The organism is Streptosporangium sp. NPDC000396 (genome assembly GCF_042898655.1).
Taxonomy (GTDB): Bacteria; Actinomycetota; Actinomycetes; order Streptosporangiales; family Streptosporangiaceae; genus Streptosporangium.
This window is the reverse complement of record NZ_JBIAZA010000047.1, coordinates 22,879-39,124: the sequence shown is the minus strand read 5'-3', so window position 1 is coordinate 39,124 and position 16,246 is coordinate 22,879. Positions and strand designations below refer to the sequence as shown.

General features: G+C 69.1%; 10 protein-coding genes. 3 read left to right on the top strand and 7 right to left on the bottom strand.

Annotated elements, in window-relative coordinates; translation table 11 throughout:
• The first annotated feature begins 25 nt into the window (after nt 1-25).
• A complete protein-coding gene (locus ACFY2X_RS44060; protein ID WP_389950409.1) occupies nt 26-976 on the top strand; it encodes an alpha/beta hydrolase in 951 nt (316 codons plus the stop codon).
• Nucleotides 977-1,032: 56 nt separating this feature from the next.
• Here ACFY2X_RS44060 and ACFY2X_RS44055 read toward each other — a convergent pair whose 3' ends face one another.
• Entirely contained in the window at nt 1,033-1,221 is a 189-nt protein-coding gene (locus tag ACFY2X_RS44055) for a hypothetical protein (RefSeq protein WP_389950466.1), read from the bottom strand.
• Between ACFY2X_RS44055 and ACFY2X_RS44050 the strand changes: the two genes are divergently transcribed.
• Nucleotides 1,180-2,007 carry a Tn3 family transposase gene (locus ACFY2X_RS44050; RefSeq protein ID WP_389950463.1) on the top strand — a complete coding sequence of 276 codons (828 nt, stop codon included), beginning with the start codon at nt 1,180-1,182 and terminating at the stop codon, nt 2,005-2,007. The genes ACFY2X_RS44055 and ACFY2X_RS44050 overlap by 42 nt on opposite strands.
• Nucleotides 2,008-2,670: 663 nt before the next feature.
• A complete protein-coding gene (locus ACFY2X_RS44045; RefSeq protein WP_389950406.1) occupies nt 2,671-4,305 on the top strand; it encodes a hypothetical protein in 1,635 nt (544 codons plus the stop codon).
• A gap of 223 nt (nt 4,306-4,528) precedes the next feature.
• Here the strand turns inward: ACFY2X_RS44045 and ACFY2X_RS44040 are convergent, their stop codons facing one another.
• The 6 genes from ACFY2X_RS44040 to ACFY2X_RS44015 all read right to left on the bottom strand — a co-directional run bounded on the left by ACFY2X_RS44040 (nt 4,529) and on the right by ACFY2X_RS44015 (nt 16,181).
• On the bottom strand, nt 4,529-5,701 hold the full coding sequence (locus ACFY2X_RS44040) for a hypothetical protein (protein WP_389950403.1): 1,173 nt from the start codon (nt 5,699-5,701) through the stop codon (nt 4,529-4,531).
• A gap of 17 nt (nt 5,702-5,718) precedes the next feature.
• On the bottom strand, nt 5,719-6,876 hold the full coding sequence (locus ACFY2X_RS44035; RefSeq protein WP_389950400.1) for a hypothetical protein: 1,158 nt from the start codon (nt 6,874-6,876) through the stop codon (nt 5,719-5,721).
• Nucleotides 6,877-6,938: 62 nt separating this feature from the next.
• Complete coding sequence (locus ACFY2X_RS44030; protein ID WP_389950397.1) at nt 6,939-10,733, bottom strand: hypothetical protein; 3,795 nt, start codon at nt 10,731-10,733, stop codon at nt 6,939-6,941.
• Nucleotides 10,733-12,964 carry a hypothetical protein gene (locus ACFY2X_RS44025; RefSeq protein ID WP_389950394.1) on the bottom strand — a complete coding sequence of 744 codons (2,232 nt, stop codon included), beginning with the start codon at nt 12,962-12,964 and terminating at the stop codon, nt 10,733-10,735. Before ACFY2X_RS44025 ends, ACFY2X_RS44030 begins: the two co-directional genes overlap by 1 nt.
• 5 nt (nt 12,965-12,969) lie before the next feature.
• Nucleotides 12,970-15,732 (bottom strand): DUF6603 domain-containing protein, encoded by a 2,763-nt coding sequence (locus ACFY2X_RS44020; protein ID WP_389950393.1) that lies wholly within the window; start codon nt 15,730-15,732, stop codon nt 12,970-12,972.
• A gap of 68 nt (nt 15,733-15,800) precedes the next feature.
• On the bottom strand, nt 15,801-16,181 hold the full coding sequence (locus tag ACFY2X_RS44015; RefSeq protein WP_389950389.1) for a hypothetical protein: 381 nt from the start codon (nt 16,179-16,181) through the stop codon (nt 15,801-15,803).
• Nucleotides 16,182-16,246 lie beyond the last annotated feature (65 nt).

The window sequence follows — 16,246 nt, the reverse complement described above, 5'->3', positions numbered from 1 at the left end:
ACGATCGTCGCGCGATGAGGACGTAATGCCCACCGGATGGCGGATGACCGAGGCGATCACAGTCGCGAGGATGGACGGCATGGATCCCGAACTCGAACCTTTCATCCCGCTGATCCCCAGGGCCGACCTGGCCGACCCGGTCGCTGAGCGCGAGCGTCTCGCCCAGGTGGTTGCCTCGCTGCCCGGGGCGGACACCAAAGAGATGGAGGTGGAGGACCGTGTCGTGCCGGCAGACCCGGATGTCCCGGTGCGGATCTACCGTCCGCACGCAGCGCACGGCGCCATCGTCTGGCTGCACGGCGGTGGTTTCGTCACGGGCGACCTGGACACCGAGCACGCCTGGGCCTCCCGGCTCGCCGGTGCCTCGGGTGCCGTGCTGATCTCGGTCGGCTACCGCCTCGCCCCCGAGCATCCGTTCCCGGCGGCCCTGGATGACGCCTACGCCGTACTGATCTGGCTCGCCGAGCACGCCGAAGAGCTCGACGTCGATCCCGGACGGATCGCGGTCGGCGGCACCAGCGCGGGCGGAGGCATCGCGGCCGCCGTGGCGTTGCGGGCCCGCGACGAGCGGGGACCGGCGATCCGGTTCCAGCTGCTCAACCAGCCCGAGCTCGACGACCGGATGGAGACGGTGTCGGCGCGGCTGTTCACCGACACGCCCCGGATGGACCGCGACAACATCGCCGCCTCGTGGCGCCACTATCTCGGCGCCGGGCCTGCCTCACCATACGCCGCCCCCGCACACGCCGTGGACCTGTCGGACCTGCCCCCCGCCTACATCGCCACGGCGGAGTTCGATCCGCTCCGTGACGAAGGCATCGGCTACGCACAGCGCCTGCTGGAGGCCGGCGTCTCGGTTGAACTGCACCAGTGGCCGGGGACATTCCACGGGTCCCAGGCCATCATCTCCGCCGAGGTGTCCCAGCGGCAGGCTGCCGAGCTCGCCGCCGCTGTCCGCCGTGCGCTCTCCGCCTGAGAGCCCCATGCTTTCGGGTCACATGATGCGGTTGCTGCTGCCGTAGGGCAGCCACCTCAGCGAGAAGAACGGCTCGATGGCCTCGGGAACGGCTGGGGGCGTGCGTGGCGGCAGGTGATCGTGACCGTGGTGCCGTGCCGTACGGGGACGTCGAACGGGGTCTCGACCGGGATTCTGCCGGAGTCGGAGGTGAAGATGGCCCGATACTCCTCTCCGCCGTCTTCGGCGAGGGTGATCACCTCCATCTGGGCGGGCGTCGCACCGGCGGCATCAACCTGGGACCGTATGAGACGGCCAAGCATCTGACCGGCATCTCGGCGCGGGAGCTGTCGATGATCCGTAACCGGCACATCGACATCACAAAGCTCAACGCCGCCATCGCGACCGTGGTCAACGCGTTCGCCGAGTCGGATGTGGTCAAGGCGTGGGGGGACGGCAGCGCGGTGGCCGCCGACGGCACCCAGGTCGGCACCTGCATCGACAATCTGCCGGCCGAGACCTCGATCCGGTACGGAGGTGTGGGCGGCATCGCTTACCACTACATCTCCGACACCTATGTGGCGTTGTTCTCCCGGTTCATCCCGTGCGGGGTGTGGGAGGCCGTCTATTTGACCGAGGGTCTGCTGGCCAACGACTCCGACATCCAGCCGACCACGGCGCATGCCGACACCCAAGACCAATCGACGCCGGTCTTCGCGCTGGCGACCTTGTTCGGGTTCGACCTGATGCCCCGGATTCGCAACTTCAAGGACCTGATCTTCTTCCGCGCCGACCCGCACGTGATCTACCCGCACATCGACGAGCTGCTCGGCGACCGGGGCCGCAATGTGATCGACCGGGACCTGATCGAGCGCCACTGGCGAGATCTGATGCAGGTGGCGATCTCCATCAGCGCCAGCCGACTGAGCTCGGCCACCCTGACGCGGCGGCTTCGTTCCAACTCCCGCAAGAACCGCATATACAAGGTGTTTCGCGCGGAGTTCAACCCCGAAAAAGAGATCGACTTCACCACCCTCGATCTGGCCGCCTGACGGCGGGATGACCAGGCCGATCTGGTGCGGTACTGGCTCCATCGCATCGTGTGAGCTTGTCCGGATGGGGACGGTCTTCTTGCCGATGCACTGCTGCGGGGTCACCCTTGTGATCACGTCCAGCGTTCCCGGTTGTAAAGGAGCCGAATGTGAGGAGTCCGCTGTCTGGGCCGAATTCTGGCCCACCCGCACACCATCTTTCTGGACGTGAACCCAGTACGCGATGTGTTCATTATTGGCTAATAGCCGCAAATTTCGTAGAGTCTTAGTTCAATTCTCGGGTGGCGGCAGCTTCGCCGCAGGCCGGCGATCAGACATTCCAGACCCTGTGTTCAGCTGCTGTCAGGCCATAGGGAGCGCCCTGATGTCGACGCCAAATGACGGCCACTGATCATGTCGCTATGAAATTCCCGAGGTGTGATAGTACGATGGTGCGGGGATGCGGATTTCATCGTCAATTATCACTTCCCTCGAGACCGGTCAATATTAGATATTGCCGTTGGCCGCCCGTATTCGCATGGCTGCGGCGCGGAAAACAGATCTCGCCTCGACCTCACTTCCGGGGTGCCGGTCCGGGCAGCCAGGTCCACGTTTCGTTCCCGCCTCACCGGTGCCAGGTGTAGCCGTCACCCGCTGAGGCTCTGTCGAAAAGGAGTCGCCGAGTTGGATCAGAACCTGGTCGAGGCGTTCTTCACCGTCACCGGCACCGTCGCCGACAGCGATCAACGGGTCGGCTTCGTCGTGCGGGGCGGTCAAGTCGCCCGGTTCGACTGGGAGGCCCATCAGATGCTGGATTCCTACGCCGATCTGCTGTCCAAACGCTGGCCCGCGCTGCCCGAGCCGTTCACCCAGGGCTTCGACGCCACGCTCACCACGCCCACGGACAACCCGTGGACCCTGGTCTTCCGCGGCCGGCAGTGCCTGAGGCTGCACCCGGTCAACGGCACGGTCGCCGAGGTCACCACCATCGCATCCCGGTTCCCCGGGCTGCCGGGTGCCTTCACCACCGGGATCGACGCGGCCCTGCCCGCCGCCGGCGGCAACCGGGTCTATCTGTTCCGCGGCGACCAGTGCGCGCTGTACGACATGCGCACTCCGGCCCTCGAGGAGGTGAAATCCCTCGCCGACACGTGGACCGGACTGCGGGAGAAGGCTCCCGACTTCGTCAACGGCATCGCCGCGGCCACCTACGATCCGAAGAGTGGCAAGGTGTTCCTGTTCAGCGGCGCTCACTACACCCGAGCCGACCTGAGCACCCGTGCCGTCGAACTGGACGCCACTCCCGTCGACAACACCTCCTGGCCAGGTCTGGTCCCGGCCTTCACTCCCGGTCACGTCTGCGTCAGCACAGCCGCCGGAGACCAGGACGGCGCGTTCATCGTGGACTTGGAGAGCCGGACCATCACCTATCACAACGGCATGCGCTCTGCCTGTAGCAGTCCCAACGGTCGCTACCTGTATACGACGAACCCTCGCTACCACCAGCGCGAGTGCTACGACATGGCGACCGGCCGGCCCGTCCGGACGGCGACGGCGTCGACGTGGAATCCGAGCCCTGTGATCTTCAGCCGCGATGGCCGTTTCGCCTTCTACACCGAGGGAGAAGGAGGGTGGGTGAGGATAGTCCATACCGGCACCTTCACACCGGTTCACGAGGGCGCGGTCGACAAAGACTCCGTTCAGGAAGACATCTCCCGGGAGTCCGGCTCCGCTGCATCCGACCCTCTCGCTCCTGATCCGTTCCCGCTCGCGCTGGGACCGGATGGTCGACGCGTCTATATCGGAAGGGATGGCCGTTGGGGCGAGGTCCTCGAGTTCGACCTGGATGAGAAGATGCAGCGGCAGATCTTCCAGATCCCCGATGCGGGCGCGATGGTGAGCCTGGCCGTCTCCCCCGACAGCCCGATCGCCCACGTCGCCCTCACCGACGGGGTCGTCGCGATCGATCTGAACAGTGCCACGATCCTGCGGCCCGGGATGCTGCCCCCATGCACCGAGCTGGCCTTCACGCCGGACGGCCGGGAGCTGTACTGCCTGACGGCCGGGTCGGGCGGGGGAGTCCTGGTGGTCGACCCCGTTGATCACCGTGTGCGCTACCGGATCCCGATCGGAATCGGAGGGCTCGGCACCCCCCGGGGGATCGCGTTCAGTCACGTCGGCGCGTATGCCTACGTCGCGGATGCGGAGAGCAAGTCGCTGGCGGTCATCGAAACCGCCACTCACCGCAAGGTCGACTCCATCCGCCTTGATCAGCACGGAAGCTATCCACCGCGCTCGGTCACCTACATCGGCTATTGACAGCCGCGGCCCTCCGCCGGTCCCCTGTCCGGCGGTGACGCCAGGCGCGTCCTGCGCATCCTGACGTGCGGGGAAGCACCTCCGGAAGCGCCCCAGCAGAACGCTGAAGACGGATCCCACCTCGATCCCGCTGCGGAGAAGGGATCGAGGTGAGACACCCCAGAGCTTGGCCGGCGCGCTGGCCACCGTACGGCCGACGGTGCGCGCCGCCCGCCGTACGGGGTCAGGGGGCTGTCTGCTGGATGCGGATGGCGTTGCCGTCGGGCACCCAGGTGAGGGCGAAGAAGGGATCGAGAGGTTCGGGGGTCGCGGGGGGCTGGAGGTACCCGCAGGTGGCGGTGACCGTGGTGCCGTGGCGGACGGGCAGGTGGAACGGGGTCTCGGTGGGAAGCCTGCCGGTGTCGCCGTTGTCGGAGGCGAAGCTGACCTTGTATTCGATGCTGCCGTCCTCCGCCGTGACGGTGACGTCGATGACGGCGGGAGACCCGCCGGCGACGGCCGCGAGGCGGCCGATCAGGGTGCCGTCGGTGTCGGCGACGAAGGTGTGGGTCGATCCGAGGCCGAGCGGTTCGATGGGCTGGTTGGCGCCCATCAACCGGATGCTGCCCTTGGCGCTCAGGTCGTTGACGGTCAGGTGCGGCCGGGCGACGGTGACGAGCGTGGTGAGGACCCGTTCGGCGGTGCCGCCGGGCAGTGTGGCGGCGAGCCGGAACGCGGTGGTGTCGTGCAGCGGTGGCGAGGTCCACGTGTCCACGCCGGAGACGTCGGCGCTGCCGCCCATACCGCCGCTCTCGCCGCCCCACGTCAGGGTGTAGGTGGCGGGTGAGCCCCGCCATGACAGGACCGCGTGCCCGCCGTTGAGCACGAGCACGTGGTCCGGCCGGAAGTCCTTGAAGACGAAGTCTTCGGGAAACTTCGGCAATGACAGCCGCGTCGTGCGGGTCTGCCAGGTCACCCCGTCGAGCGAGCTCTCTTCGCTGACTTGGAGCGCCGCGACGCCGACCGCGCCGTTCACGGCGATGTCGTCGAGTCCGAGGGTGAGCGGGGTGACGCCGGGCAGCCAGCCGGCAGCCGACGACGGCGTGGCGGTGAAGTCCACCCGGCCGGTGGCGGAGGTACGCTCGACGCTCCAGCCGTCCCCCTGGTCGGGATGGTCGCCGCCCCGCACGGGCATGATCGTGATGCCGGTCGGTGTGTTGGTGAGGTGGCCAGAGCCGGTGCCGGTCGGCATCGAGATGACGATCTTGCGGCAGTAGGCGGGGGCGTCGCCGCCCCGCGCGGTCAGCCTCAGCCCGCAGGTGCGGCCGGCCTGGATCGGATCGGGGTCGATGGCGAGCTGGTAGGCGAGCAGTGTGTCGCCCGCGGCGGAGGCCGGGACGATGACCTGAGAAGGCATGAGTACTCCGCAGAGGGTCAGGACGCGGGGAGGCTGGGCGGGGCGATCTCCTCGAACGCGCCGACGCCCTTGGGCAGCCAGATCAACTCGAGGGTGTCGCCGGACTGGCCGGTGTAGAACAGCCGGGCCTCGGCGCCCTCGGGAACGGGGATGCTGATCGGGGTCTCCGTGGGCGCGCCGGCGCTGTTGTCGGAGGAGAACCGCAGGGTGAACTCGGTGGTCCCGGCCCGGTAGACGGTGGCGGCGAGCGTCGCGGCGGGTCTGTCGCTGGCCCCTTGCAGGTAGCCGATGAGGGTGCCGTCGGTGCCGGCCTTGAAATATTTGACGCCTTCGGTGAGCGAGGGCGGCGTGATCCGCTGGCGGGGGCCCTGCAGCCGGACGATGCCGTTGACGTCGAGGTTGCCGACCTCCAGGTTGGGCTCGGTGACGGTGACGGCGGTGGTCATCGAGTAGATCAGCGGCCGGTCGCCGGCCGCCAGGGTGACGGTGAGCATGAAGCCGGTGGTGTGCTCCAACGGTGGGGAGGGCCAGCTCTGGTCGCCGCTGACGAGCTGGGAGTCACCGTCCCAGTGCATCCGGTAGGTGCCCTCGGTGCTGCTCTCCCAGGTGAGCGTGACCCCCTCTCCCCGCTTCACCGAGATCCGGTTGGGCCGCAGGTTCTGGAAGGTGAACTCGGCCGGCCATTTGTCCACCTCGAAGGGCTCTGCGAGGTGCTTTTCGGTGAAGTTGCCGTTGATCTCGGAGGTCCACTCGATGATCTCGATCGGTACGGTGCCGAGCGTCTTGTTGACGTAGAAGTTGGACAGCACCAGGGTGATGGTGTTCTGGCCGTTGAAGTTGGGTTTGCGTGACGGGCTGGGGGTGAAGGTGAAGACGGCGTAGCCGTCGATCAACTCCTTGTCGCGCGTCCAGGTCCCGCCGATTCCGGGCGGAGTGGCCGCCTCGGTCCCCGTGTAGAACTCGCTGGGCGCGGTTTCCGTCAGCGCCTCGGAGGCGTCGCCGTGCGGGAACCTGATCTGGATCTTCTCGCAGTAGGCGTCGCGGCCGGGAGTGCCGTTGACCTTGAGTTCCAGCCTCAGGTCCTGGTTCTTGTCTCCGCTGATGGGCACCGGCGCGGGGATGGTCTTCAGGGTGTAACGCAGAAGCGTTCCGGTCGAACGGGAGTGGATGGCCATATAGGGCTCTTCTTTCATATGGGGAGTCGTGGCCTGCCCCGGGGCAGGCCACGACGGACGGTCTATTCGGCGAAGTCGCCCGCCGGATGCAGCAGCAGGTAGCCGGCGCGCGCCTGCGGGGGCGGGTCGTCGGGGCGGGCCTGGCCGTCGGCGGCGAGCAGGGGCAGCTCCTGCCAGCTCAGCCCGCCGTCGCCCGGGTCGGTGTACGGCTGCGCCCACGTCCACGTGCCGTGGTGGGCGGCGGGACGCACGAGGACGAGGTGTTCCTCCGCGCTCTCCTCAGATCGGCTCTCCTCCTGTTCGGTCGCGGGGACGCGGACGGGGGCGAGGAGCGGGTTGAGGCGGAACGCCGCGCGGATCCGCCGCAGCGCCTGGTGGACCAGGTCGCCCGGGAGCTTCAGCTCCGCCACCGGCAGGATGTCGGTGGTGGCGTGCACGGGGACCTGCGGGTCGGCGAGGATCGTGAGGTAGTGGACGTGCTCGCTGTCGCCCGGCGGCCGGGCGGGCAGCGCCAGCCCTTCGCCGGTGCCGATCTCGCTCAGATACGGGTCGTTGGTCGCGGGGGTGACCACGTGCAGACGGCTGTAGTCGGTCTCCTCGTCGGGGCCGACGGCGTAGTAGCCGATCAAACCATCGGAGAGCCGGTCGGGCTCGCCGAGCCGGATCGGCCACGCGTAGGTCGGATAGTCCTCATCCGGCGGCTCCAAGGCGTGCTCCCAGCCGGGGTCGGTCAGCGACTCGCCGCGCAGCTCCAGGTTGAGCCGGGTGCGGTAGAGCGCCACCGGCCGCCCAGTGAGCCGTGCCGGGGTCCGGTCGTCCTCGGCCGCCGGGTCGACGACGGTCTCCAGTGTCTGGTCGATGGTGGCCAGCAGCGCCTCGTAGGGGCCGGTCGGCCCGACCAGTTCCTTGACGAACCTCGACAGGTGCGGATGGTCGTCGGCGAAGTCGGGGTCGCTCTCGCTGCGGTAAGGGGAGCCCGGCAGCGGCGTGAACGCGACGGCGGAGTCGTCTTCGATGTCGTCTTCGATCGGCCGGATGATTCGCAGCTCGCCGACCGGATCCCCGTCCGGCCCGTAGACCAGCAGGTTCTCATCGAGGTAGTTGACCAGGAGCCAGCCGACCATCGGCGAGTCCACGCCGACGGGCGTCGCCCGGCCTGCGGCGAGCAGCGTGTCGTCACGGCCGCGCGTGATCTCCAGCCGGACCCGGGCCTCCTGCAGCAGGCGGGGCGGAAGCTGGATGAACCGTGACGGCGCCTGGATATCGTCGCCCAAGTGCATGCTCGGGGTGACGCTGTCGGCCCGTATCGGCCTGAACTGCAGGAAGCGTTCTTCATCGTCTTTTCCGGGGTGGGTGATGACCACGCACCGGCCGAACCGGTCGATGATCCGCAGGTCCCGGAAGTAGAGCTGGCCGGCCCGCAGCGGCTGGAATCGTGACTGCGTGTACTCCTCGAAGCCTTTCAGCGCGGGCACGTGCCCGGCCTCGCCGGTCAGCCGCGCGATCTCCTCCGGGGTGACGGCGCGCACGCCGGTGTCGCGCATGAGCAGGTGGTCGTTGAAGCCGTCGAGGGTCTGGGAGAGCAGGTTCATGTCGCGGTAGTCGCTGCGCAGGGAACGCAGCGCCGCTGCGTCACCGGGGGTGTAGGTGTCGAGCAGCCGGTCGATCTGTGAGGAGAGCACGTACGGCACGGCGGGGGTGACGAACGCCCGGTTGACGAACGGCAGCCAGGTCGGCCCGCTGATGCCATCCCCCGGGTCCGCGCCGGTGCCCAGCCAGTCGTAGGAGTGGCCGTCGAAGGACCAGTTCGCGTGACCCTCGCTCTGGTAGGGAATGTGGTGGTAGCGCAGGTCCCACTGCACGTACATGGGCAGCCACGGCTGCCCCCACACGGCCGTGTACTCCGCCGGCGTGCCCACCACGTGATCGGGCTCCTCCAGCGCGACCTCGAGCGCGGAGCGCCCGGAGCCGTCGTCGGCCGGGGTGATCGCGGCCAGGTCGAACAGCGCGAACTCGCGCAGCAGGACGTCCACCGGCGCGGGCAACTCGCCGAGGTCCAGCGGCGCGGTCTGCGCCGTGAGCACCGGGGGCGGTGCGACCTGGCCCCGGCGTGCCGGTGGCGGCGCGGCCTCGGCCAGGTTGAGCGGCGGCGGCTCCGGCGGTGTCACCGGCACGCCGTTGATCACCAGGGATTCGACCAGCCCGGACGGCAGGCGGCAGGGCAGCGGGGTGTCGCGGGTGAGCGGCTGGGCGACCCCGCCGCCCGCGATGATCATCGCCGGGTCGGCCGGGCTGTAGTAGGGCTCGCGGGCGACTCTCCGCAGTTCGAGCGTGTCGGGCAGCTCCTTTTCGGCGGCGTAGGCATCGATCAGGGGCTGCAGCTTCTCCGGTGTCGTGGCGTGCGGGAGCTTGTCGATCTCGATCAGCCGCTTCATGCCGTCGGCCGCCGCCACAGCCCGGTGGGCGAGCGTGCCCGGCACAGCCTCTTTGAATTCGGCCTCCGCCGCCTGCTCGAACTCGGGGGTGCAGTCCGGCATGCCCTTCAGCCACCACAGGGTCCGCAGCCGCTCCTGCACGTGCCCCAGTTCGAGCGCGAAGGCTTCGTATTCGGCCTGGTGGGCGTTGAGCTCGTCCAGCCAGGTCGGCGGCGTGACGGTGCCGCGCAGGGGTTCGTCCCCTTCAGCCGGCCGGGGCACGATCTGCCAGGTGTAGCCGCCCCCCTTGGAGGAGAACCAGGCGCGCCTGGTGACCTCCTCGAAGTCGACCTCGCCGTCGCCCTCGTCCAGGGAGTCGATCGTGCCGCTGTACAGGGCGCTGAGCAGCGTACCGGCGCGGGCCGAACGGGTCTGGTGCGCGGTGAGCGCCTCCAGCGCGTCGGCCGTGCTGTGCCCGATGGCGACCTTCAGACTCTCGTGTCCTGGCCGGGGGTCGGACGGCGGCATCTCGACGGCGTAGAACTCCCAGTCGATGCCGAGCGCGGTACCGGCGTAGATCGACCGCTGCGGACGGGGCACGTCGGCCCTACCGTCCGATTCCCCCTCCCCGGAGTCGTCGGGCAGTTCGGTGAGGCCGGGCAGATGCCAGCCGAGCCCGGCCAGCACGGCTTTCAGGGGGTCCTCCTCGTCCGGCGGCAGCAGGTCGGGGATGTCTCCCGCGTGCTTGAGGATGTCGGCGTCGTCATCGGAGTACCAGCCGACGACCAGGTAGCTGAGCGTCGTGGACGCCGGCACGTTGTGCCCGTTGCCCTCCAGGTCGAGGAGACTGTCGTGGAAGGAGAACACGTTCTGCTGATAGGGCTGGAAGCCGGCGAACGCCGGCACTCCCGGGCCGACCGCGGTGAGGAACGGGTCGATCTCCCGATCCGGTTCCGTCCACGGCCCGGTGCGCAGGTCGTGGGCGCGGCCCAGCCAGTCGGTCCGCACCTGCCGGGTCTCGGGATCCTCTGACAGGAACTGCACCGAGCCCCATCCGAGCTCACCGTCGTAGTGGGCGAACTCCAGGTAGTCGCTGTGCACCACCCAGGCGGCGGCGCGCCGCCGGCCTTCGCCGGGGAAACCGCCCGGCACCGTGTAGTTGCGCACCACCAGCCAGCGGTTGGGCACCAGCGGGAAGGTCGTCTCCTCGCTGTCGGGATCGTAATGCCCCGCCGTCAGCGCCTCCGGAAGCTGCCACTGCACGTAGACGCCGTACTCGATGTCCTCGGTGTCGCCGGGTGGCGGCTCGGCGGGCTTCTTGTCCTCGCCGAGCATGGCATCGAAGTTGAGCGTCCACCGGTGGAAGACCTCGCTCGACTTCACCCGGTCGTTGACGACCAGGGCGTGCACCTGCACGGGAACGATCAGATCGGTGTCGGACATCACAGGCTCCCGCCGGTGTCAGAAGAGGACAGGTCGCGAAGCTCCTGCAGGACCGGTGCGTTCACCAGTTGCAGCGCGAACTCGCCAGGGGTCAGGTCCGGCAGGTCGAAAGCGGCGGCGAGCCCCGTCACGAACCCGTCGTCGCCGCGCAGCTTCAGCACGTCCGGCGTCTGCCCGCCGGGACGCGCCCGCAGATACAGGTCGAACACGGTGTCGTCTCCTTGCGGGAAGAACTCCTCCAGTGGCTCGCCCGGCGCGGGCTTATCGGCCCCGCCGAGGCTGCGCAGGCCGAGCACGTCGCCGTCGTCGATGCCGAAGTGGATGCCCTGCCCGGGCTCGCGGATCTCGACCCGGTCCGGCACCCGGTCGAACAGGAACAGCACCACATCCGGGGCAAGGAGGTCGCGGCGCAGCTCGGCGACGGGCGTGGTGCCGGCGAACGCCGTGACCACAAGGTCCGGCAGCGCCCGCACCAGCTCGGAGTAGATCAGCAGCCCGGCGGCGGGTGGCGCGGTGGAGCGCCGCCGCGCGACCGCGCCGCGGATCTGCGGGTCCAGCGCGAGGTCCTGCGAGATGTGCAGTCCCACGTCACACGCGCCCGCCACCACCGCGTCGCGCCAGGCCGGGTCGATCCGGAACATCCGCAGCGATTCGGGCGGCAGCATCCGTGGGTCCGGCACGAGGTAGGCGAACGGCACCCCCTTGAAGAGCATCAGCCTGTCCAGCCACTCCGGCATCGAACCGGTGTTTCGCTCGGCGGTGGTCCGCAGCAGCGACACCGTGCGCTCGTCGGTGAGAAGCTCCTGCATGCCGATCCGCGCGTTGCGCCGCTTCGGTGCCGCCGCAGGCGACTGCTCGGCGAGCGGCGCGGCGAGCGCGTCGGCGAGGGCGCGTCCGTCGGCGATCCCGGCCAGCTCGCGCAGCGCCCGCAGGCTCCGCCCCTCGTCCGGGTCGGCCTGGGCACGTGCCGGGTCGGCGGCGAGCTTGCGCACCACCGCCGCCCGGTTGCCGAGCTCCCGCCGGGCCCGTGTCATCTCCGCGGCGTAGTCGGGGTCGGCCAGGCCGAGCGTGCGGCCAAGCGTCCACGCGGTGGCGTAGCTGACGTCGAAGAGCCCGTGCGCCTCCTCGTAGATCAGCGCGTGGTCGGCCGTCGTGTGCCCCGTGGAGGTCGCCTGCTCCGGCACCCGCGGCGCCGTCACCGGCGTGAACGGCCCCCGATACCAGGCATAGGTCAGCTCCCCCGACAGCGTTCGGAACGGCACCGGGGCATACCCCAGCTCCAGCCGCCGTCGCGCGTACGCCTCCGCCTCATCCTGTACGGCGTGCGCGCCGGCCGTAGCCGGTAGGTTGATCCGCAGGGCGAGGTTCTCGGGGTCCGCGTGCCCCGGGGCGGCCAGGTTCTTGAGCATGCCGGGGATGTCGAGGGAGTTGTCCGGGTCGTTGTGGAACGACCATGACCGCAGCGAGCACAGGCGCAGCGCCCGGTGCCCGGTGGGCGGGTTCGGATCGACGTAGCGTTCGTAGCCCTCCAGGGAGACCAGGTGGACGGCGTAGTAGCCGGGGTCGCGCGGGAACCGGTTCCCGGTGATCACCGCGTAGCGGCCCTCTACCAGGTCCTCGCCGTCCTGGCGCATCGTCGCCTTGGTGACGTCGCGGACGTGCGCCAGGTAGTACATCTCCTCCTCATACGGTGCGATCGCGTGGAACACCTCGGCGGGGACGTCGATCGTCCGGCACTTGCTGCTCAGCACCTCCGGGGTGAGACTGGGCCCGCTCAGCGCCGGGCCGATCACGCCGCCCTCGGCGGGAGTGATCAGTTCGGCGACGGTCCGGATGACGCTCTCCCCGGATGCCTTCTCGTCGTCGGGCAGCTCTCCCTGCCGGAACATCAGCAGGGCGAGCCAGGGTGCGTGTTCCCGCGCCCGGGTGCCCACCAGCTCCCGCTCCCAGGGCAGAACCGCCCGGGTAAGGGTGATGTGCGGCAGCACCGTGTCGTAGGCGCCGGCCGAGTCGGCCGGAGGGTAGAACGCGTGCACGGAGCCGGGATCGAGCACGAACCGAACCGGGCGGACCTCGAAGCTCTGTGAGGACTCCGGCAGCGCGGGCTGATCGATACGCTCGCCGTTCTCCTTCCACAGCTCGTGCCGGACCTGGACGGTGTAGACGCCCGCGGTCACCCGCGGGGTGTAATGGTCACGGAAGGTGACGCGCAGGTCAGGGGTGTCGGGCACGGATTTCACCTCGTGGGAGCATCGGTAAGGAGCGGGGAACTGGTCATGCTGCGGCCGACCAGGTCGGCGTAGTGGCCGAGGAGGCCGTCGGCGTCCTTGCCCGGGCTCGCGCCGAGCCGGGCCAGCGCGTCGAAGACGGCGGTGCGGTTGGCGGCGGTGCCCTGCGCGGCGAGCGTCCGAGCGATCTTCTCGATGCTGCCGTCGTCGGCGCGCGGAGCCGGACCGGCGGGGCTGGCATCACGCAGCGGCATGGCGCCGTCCTCCAGCGGCTCGAAGCCGAGAGCCTGCGAGGTGACCGGACCGGTACCGTTGCCGAGGTCAGGCGGGGAGACATCGAACAGCAGCCCCGTCAGGCAGTCAGGCTCCAGGCCCGGCTCCTCGGCCACCTCGGAGGACGAGCGGCCGGGCTTGCCCCACATGGAACGCTGCATGCCGCGTGTGATCGGGGTGACTTCCCACTCGTTGGCATCGGGGTCGAACTCGACCTCCCGGCCGTTTTCGAACCGGGTGAGCCGCACGATGTGCCTGGAGGTGACGTTTTCCAGCCGCATCGGGCGGATGTTGATGGCCGGGCCGGTGAACTTCGACTTGCGGTTGAGGAGAATCTCCGAGGTCGGCAGGGCCGCCTCGGTGGCGAAGGTGAACCCGCCGGTGGACACCAGCGCCGGGGCCTCGCGGGTGGATCGCGCCTCATCCTCGCCCTGTTCGACGTCGAGCAGCCGGCCCTTGATCAGAGGGCTCCGGATCGGCCCGGGGAGTTGCATCTGAAACTCCTCCCACGGCACCGGGGGAGCACCCTGACGGCCCGCGCCGAAGTTGAAGCCGAACTCGACGAACCAGACCTTCACCGAGACCCGGCCACCGGTCGGCGGCGTCCACAGTTGCAGGTCGATGCCGACCTCGATGGAGACCCGGACCTTGACGAACCAGACCTTGATGGTGAACGCGACACCGATCGAGATGCCGAGCGCGAGGTCGAGATAGAACGGCTTCCACTGGATCAGCGCGTCGAGATGAGCGGTGAACCAGGCGCTGAGCAGACCCTTCTCGTAGCGGGCGGCGAGCGCGCCGCCGAACATGATCGCGCCGGGGGTGAGCGCGGCGTAGCCGGATGCCTGGATGACGACGCGACTGCATGGTGACCAACGGAAGCCGATCCGGGTCGGGGTCGGGTAGTAGCCCGGCATGTTCCGCTGGAACTGTGGGTGGTAGCCGCCGATGGTGAGCACGAAATCGCCGCCGCGCCCGCCGCCGGTCCACACGCAGAACGCGAGGCCGCCGGTGAGCTCGGCCGCCTCGGAGTAGATGAACGAGCCTGCTCCGACCGCCGCCTCCAAGGTGAGCAGGTGCTCGTCGGAGATGTAGGCGAGGCGCAAGTCGATGTTGAGCCGCGCGTACTTGCGGGTGGCGTTCTTGTTCCTCGGCAGCGCGAACGAGGTCCGGCCGAGGATCATGACGTTGAGCCGGTTGCCGAATTCGATCAGCGCCAGCGCCCGCGTCTCGATGAACCGGAACGAGGTGAACGACAGGCCGGCCGCGATCCAGTAGCTGCCCTCCTCCGGCCGCACCCACCCGGACGGGCCGGTGAGGTCGTTCAGCATGTCCAGCGGCTCCGGCGGCTTCGGCGGCGGGTCACCCGGCCGTGACGGGGCCTCCTCCAACCGGGCGAGCAGCGGGAACGACGGAAGCTGGGCGGCGGACGGCGGCCGGACCTTGCTGTTGATCCCGAACCCGCCGGCAAGGCCGGTGACGGTGAACGGCGGCGGGCCGAACAGCGACGCGCCGGAGGTCAGCAGCGCCTCCAGGTACAAGAAGATGGTCGTGTAGCCGTCGGCCGCCCGGGACCAGTTGCCCGCGCCCATCAACGACAGGGCGTCCGTCTCCACCTTGACGAGCCCGGCCAGGCCGGAGGAGATCGCCTCGTCCCCGAGGCCGGTGTAGCGCAGCGCCGCGTTGACTCTCAGTGTCGGGTTCTCCCGGCGGATGCCGAGTGCGACGCCGACGAGCATCGCCTTCGGGATCGCGCCCTTCAGCGACGTCGGGATCATGAGGCCCAGCCCGTCGAGCTGGAACACCTGCCCTCCGACCTTCAACTCGCCGACCAGGAGAACCTTCCAGTGGTCCTTGAAGATGCTGCGCTTGACCCCGGACAGCGTCAGCGGGCCGAAGGAGACCGGCATCCCGGGGAAGCCGATCTCTTCCTCCTGTTTCTCCTTCTTCTCCTCGTCGTCGTTCTGGACGATCGCCAGGGCGGGCATCTCGCCCCCTTTGAGCTTCCAGGTCACCGACGCCGAGACGTACTTCGGCCAGACGTCCGCGCTCATGGCGTTCGGCCGGGGGAAGCGCGAGGTGACACCGTACTCGGCGAGAACCGCGTTGAGCTGGTTCACCGCGGCCACGTTCATCTCGCGGGACACGACGATGACCCGCAGGTTCGGGAAGACCATGAGGCCTCCGGGGATGAACTCGCCCACCAGCGTGAGGCGGGAGGCGTCGAAGCCGAGCGGGGCGTCGATGAGCACGGCGGACAGCGTGGTGCCCGGGATCGCCCGCTTTGTCATGATCGCCACGATCTGGACCGGGGAGGAACCCGCCCCGGGGTCGTCATAACCCGGCGCCTGCGCGGTGACCAGTGTCTCCCCCGAGGGGAGGTTGTCGTGGTAGACGACGTTCTCCAGGACTGGCGTCAGTTCACCGGGAAGCGGGACCTGCGTCCCGAACAACTCGTTGATCAGCTCGACCAGTGTCTTGGTCTCGGCTGAGGGCATGCGGATTCTCCTTCAGAGCCGGATCGGGAAAGGTCGCCGCGCCCCGGCCTCGCAGGCGCGACAGATCGTCAGTAGCCGCTGTACGGGATCCATGAGGGTTCGCCGGTGAACCGGATCAAGACGGGCTTCCGACAGGTGGCCGTGTCGATGACCGGGACAGAACGCCCCCGCTGGAAGACCCGCCGTCGGCGATCATGCCGGCGTGGACGAATCAGAAGGGGGCGTAAGTGAGCCAGTGGATGCGGTTCCCCCGGGGAGGGAATGGAGGCGACCTTGTCGTGCGCCTCGGTGTCGGTGACGGCGAGAGAGAAGCCACCTTCGGTGGAGATCTCCGCGACGTAGGCGTACGCGCCGTGGTGGCTGAAGGCGAGGCCGCGTCCGGTGCCGCGCTCACCCTGCATCGCGATCGGGATGCGGTGGATCAGCCGATGGTCGGCGGGGTCCGCCACCAGGGCGCTCCTGGCCCGGCTCTGCCGGCGGGCAGTAGAGCTCCCGGCCGTTCGGGGTGAGCGCC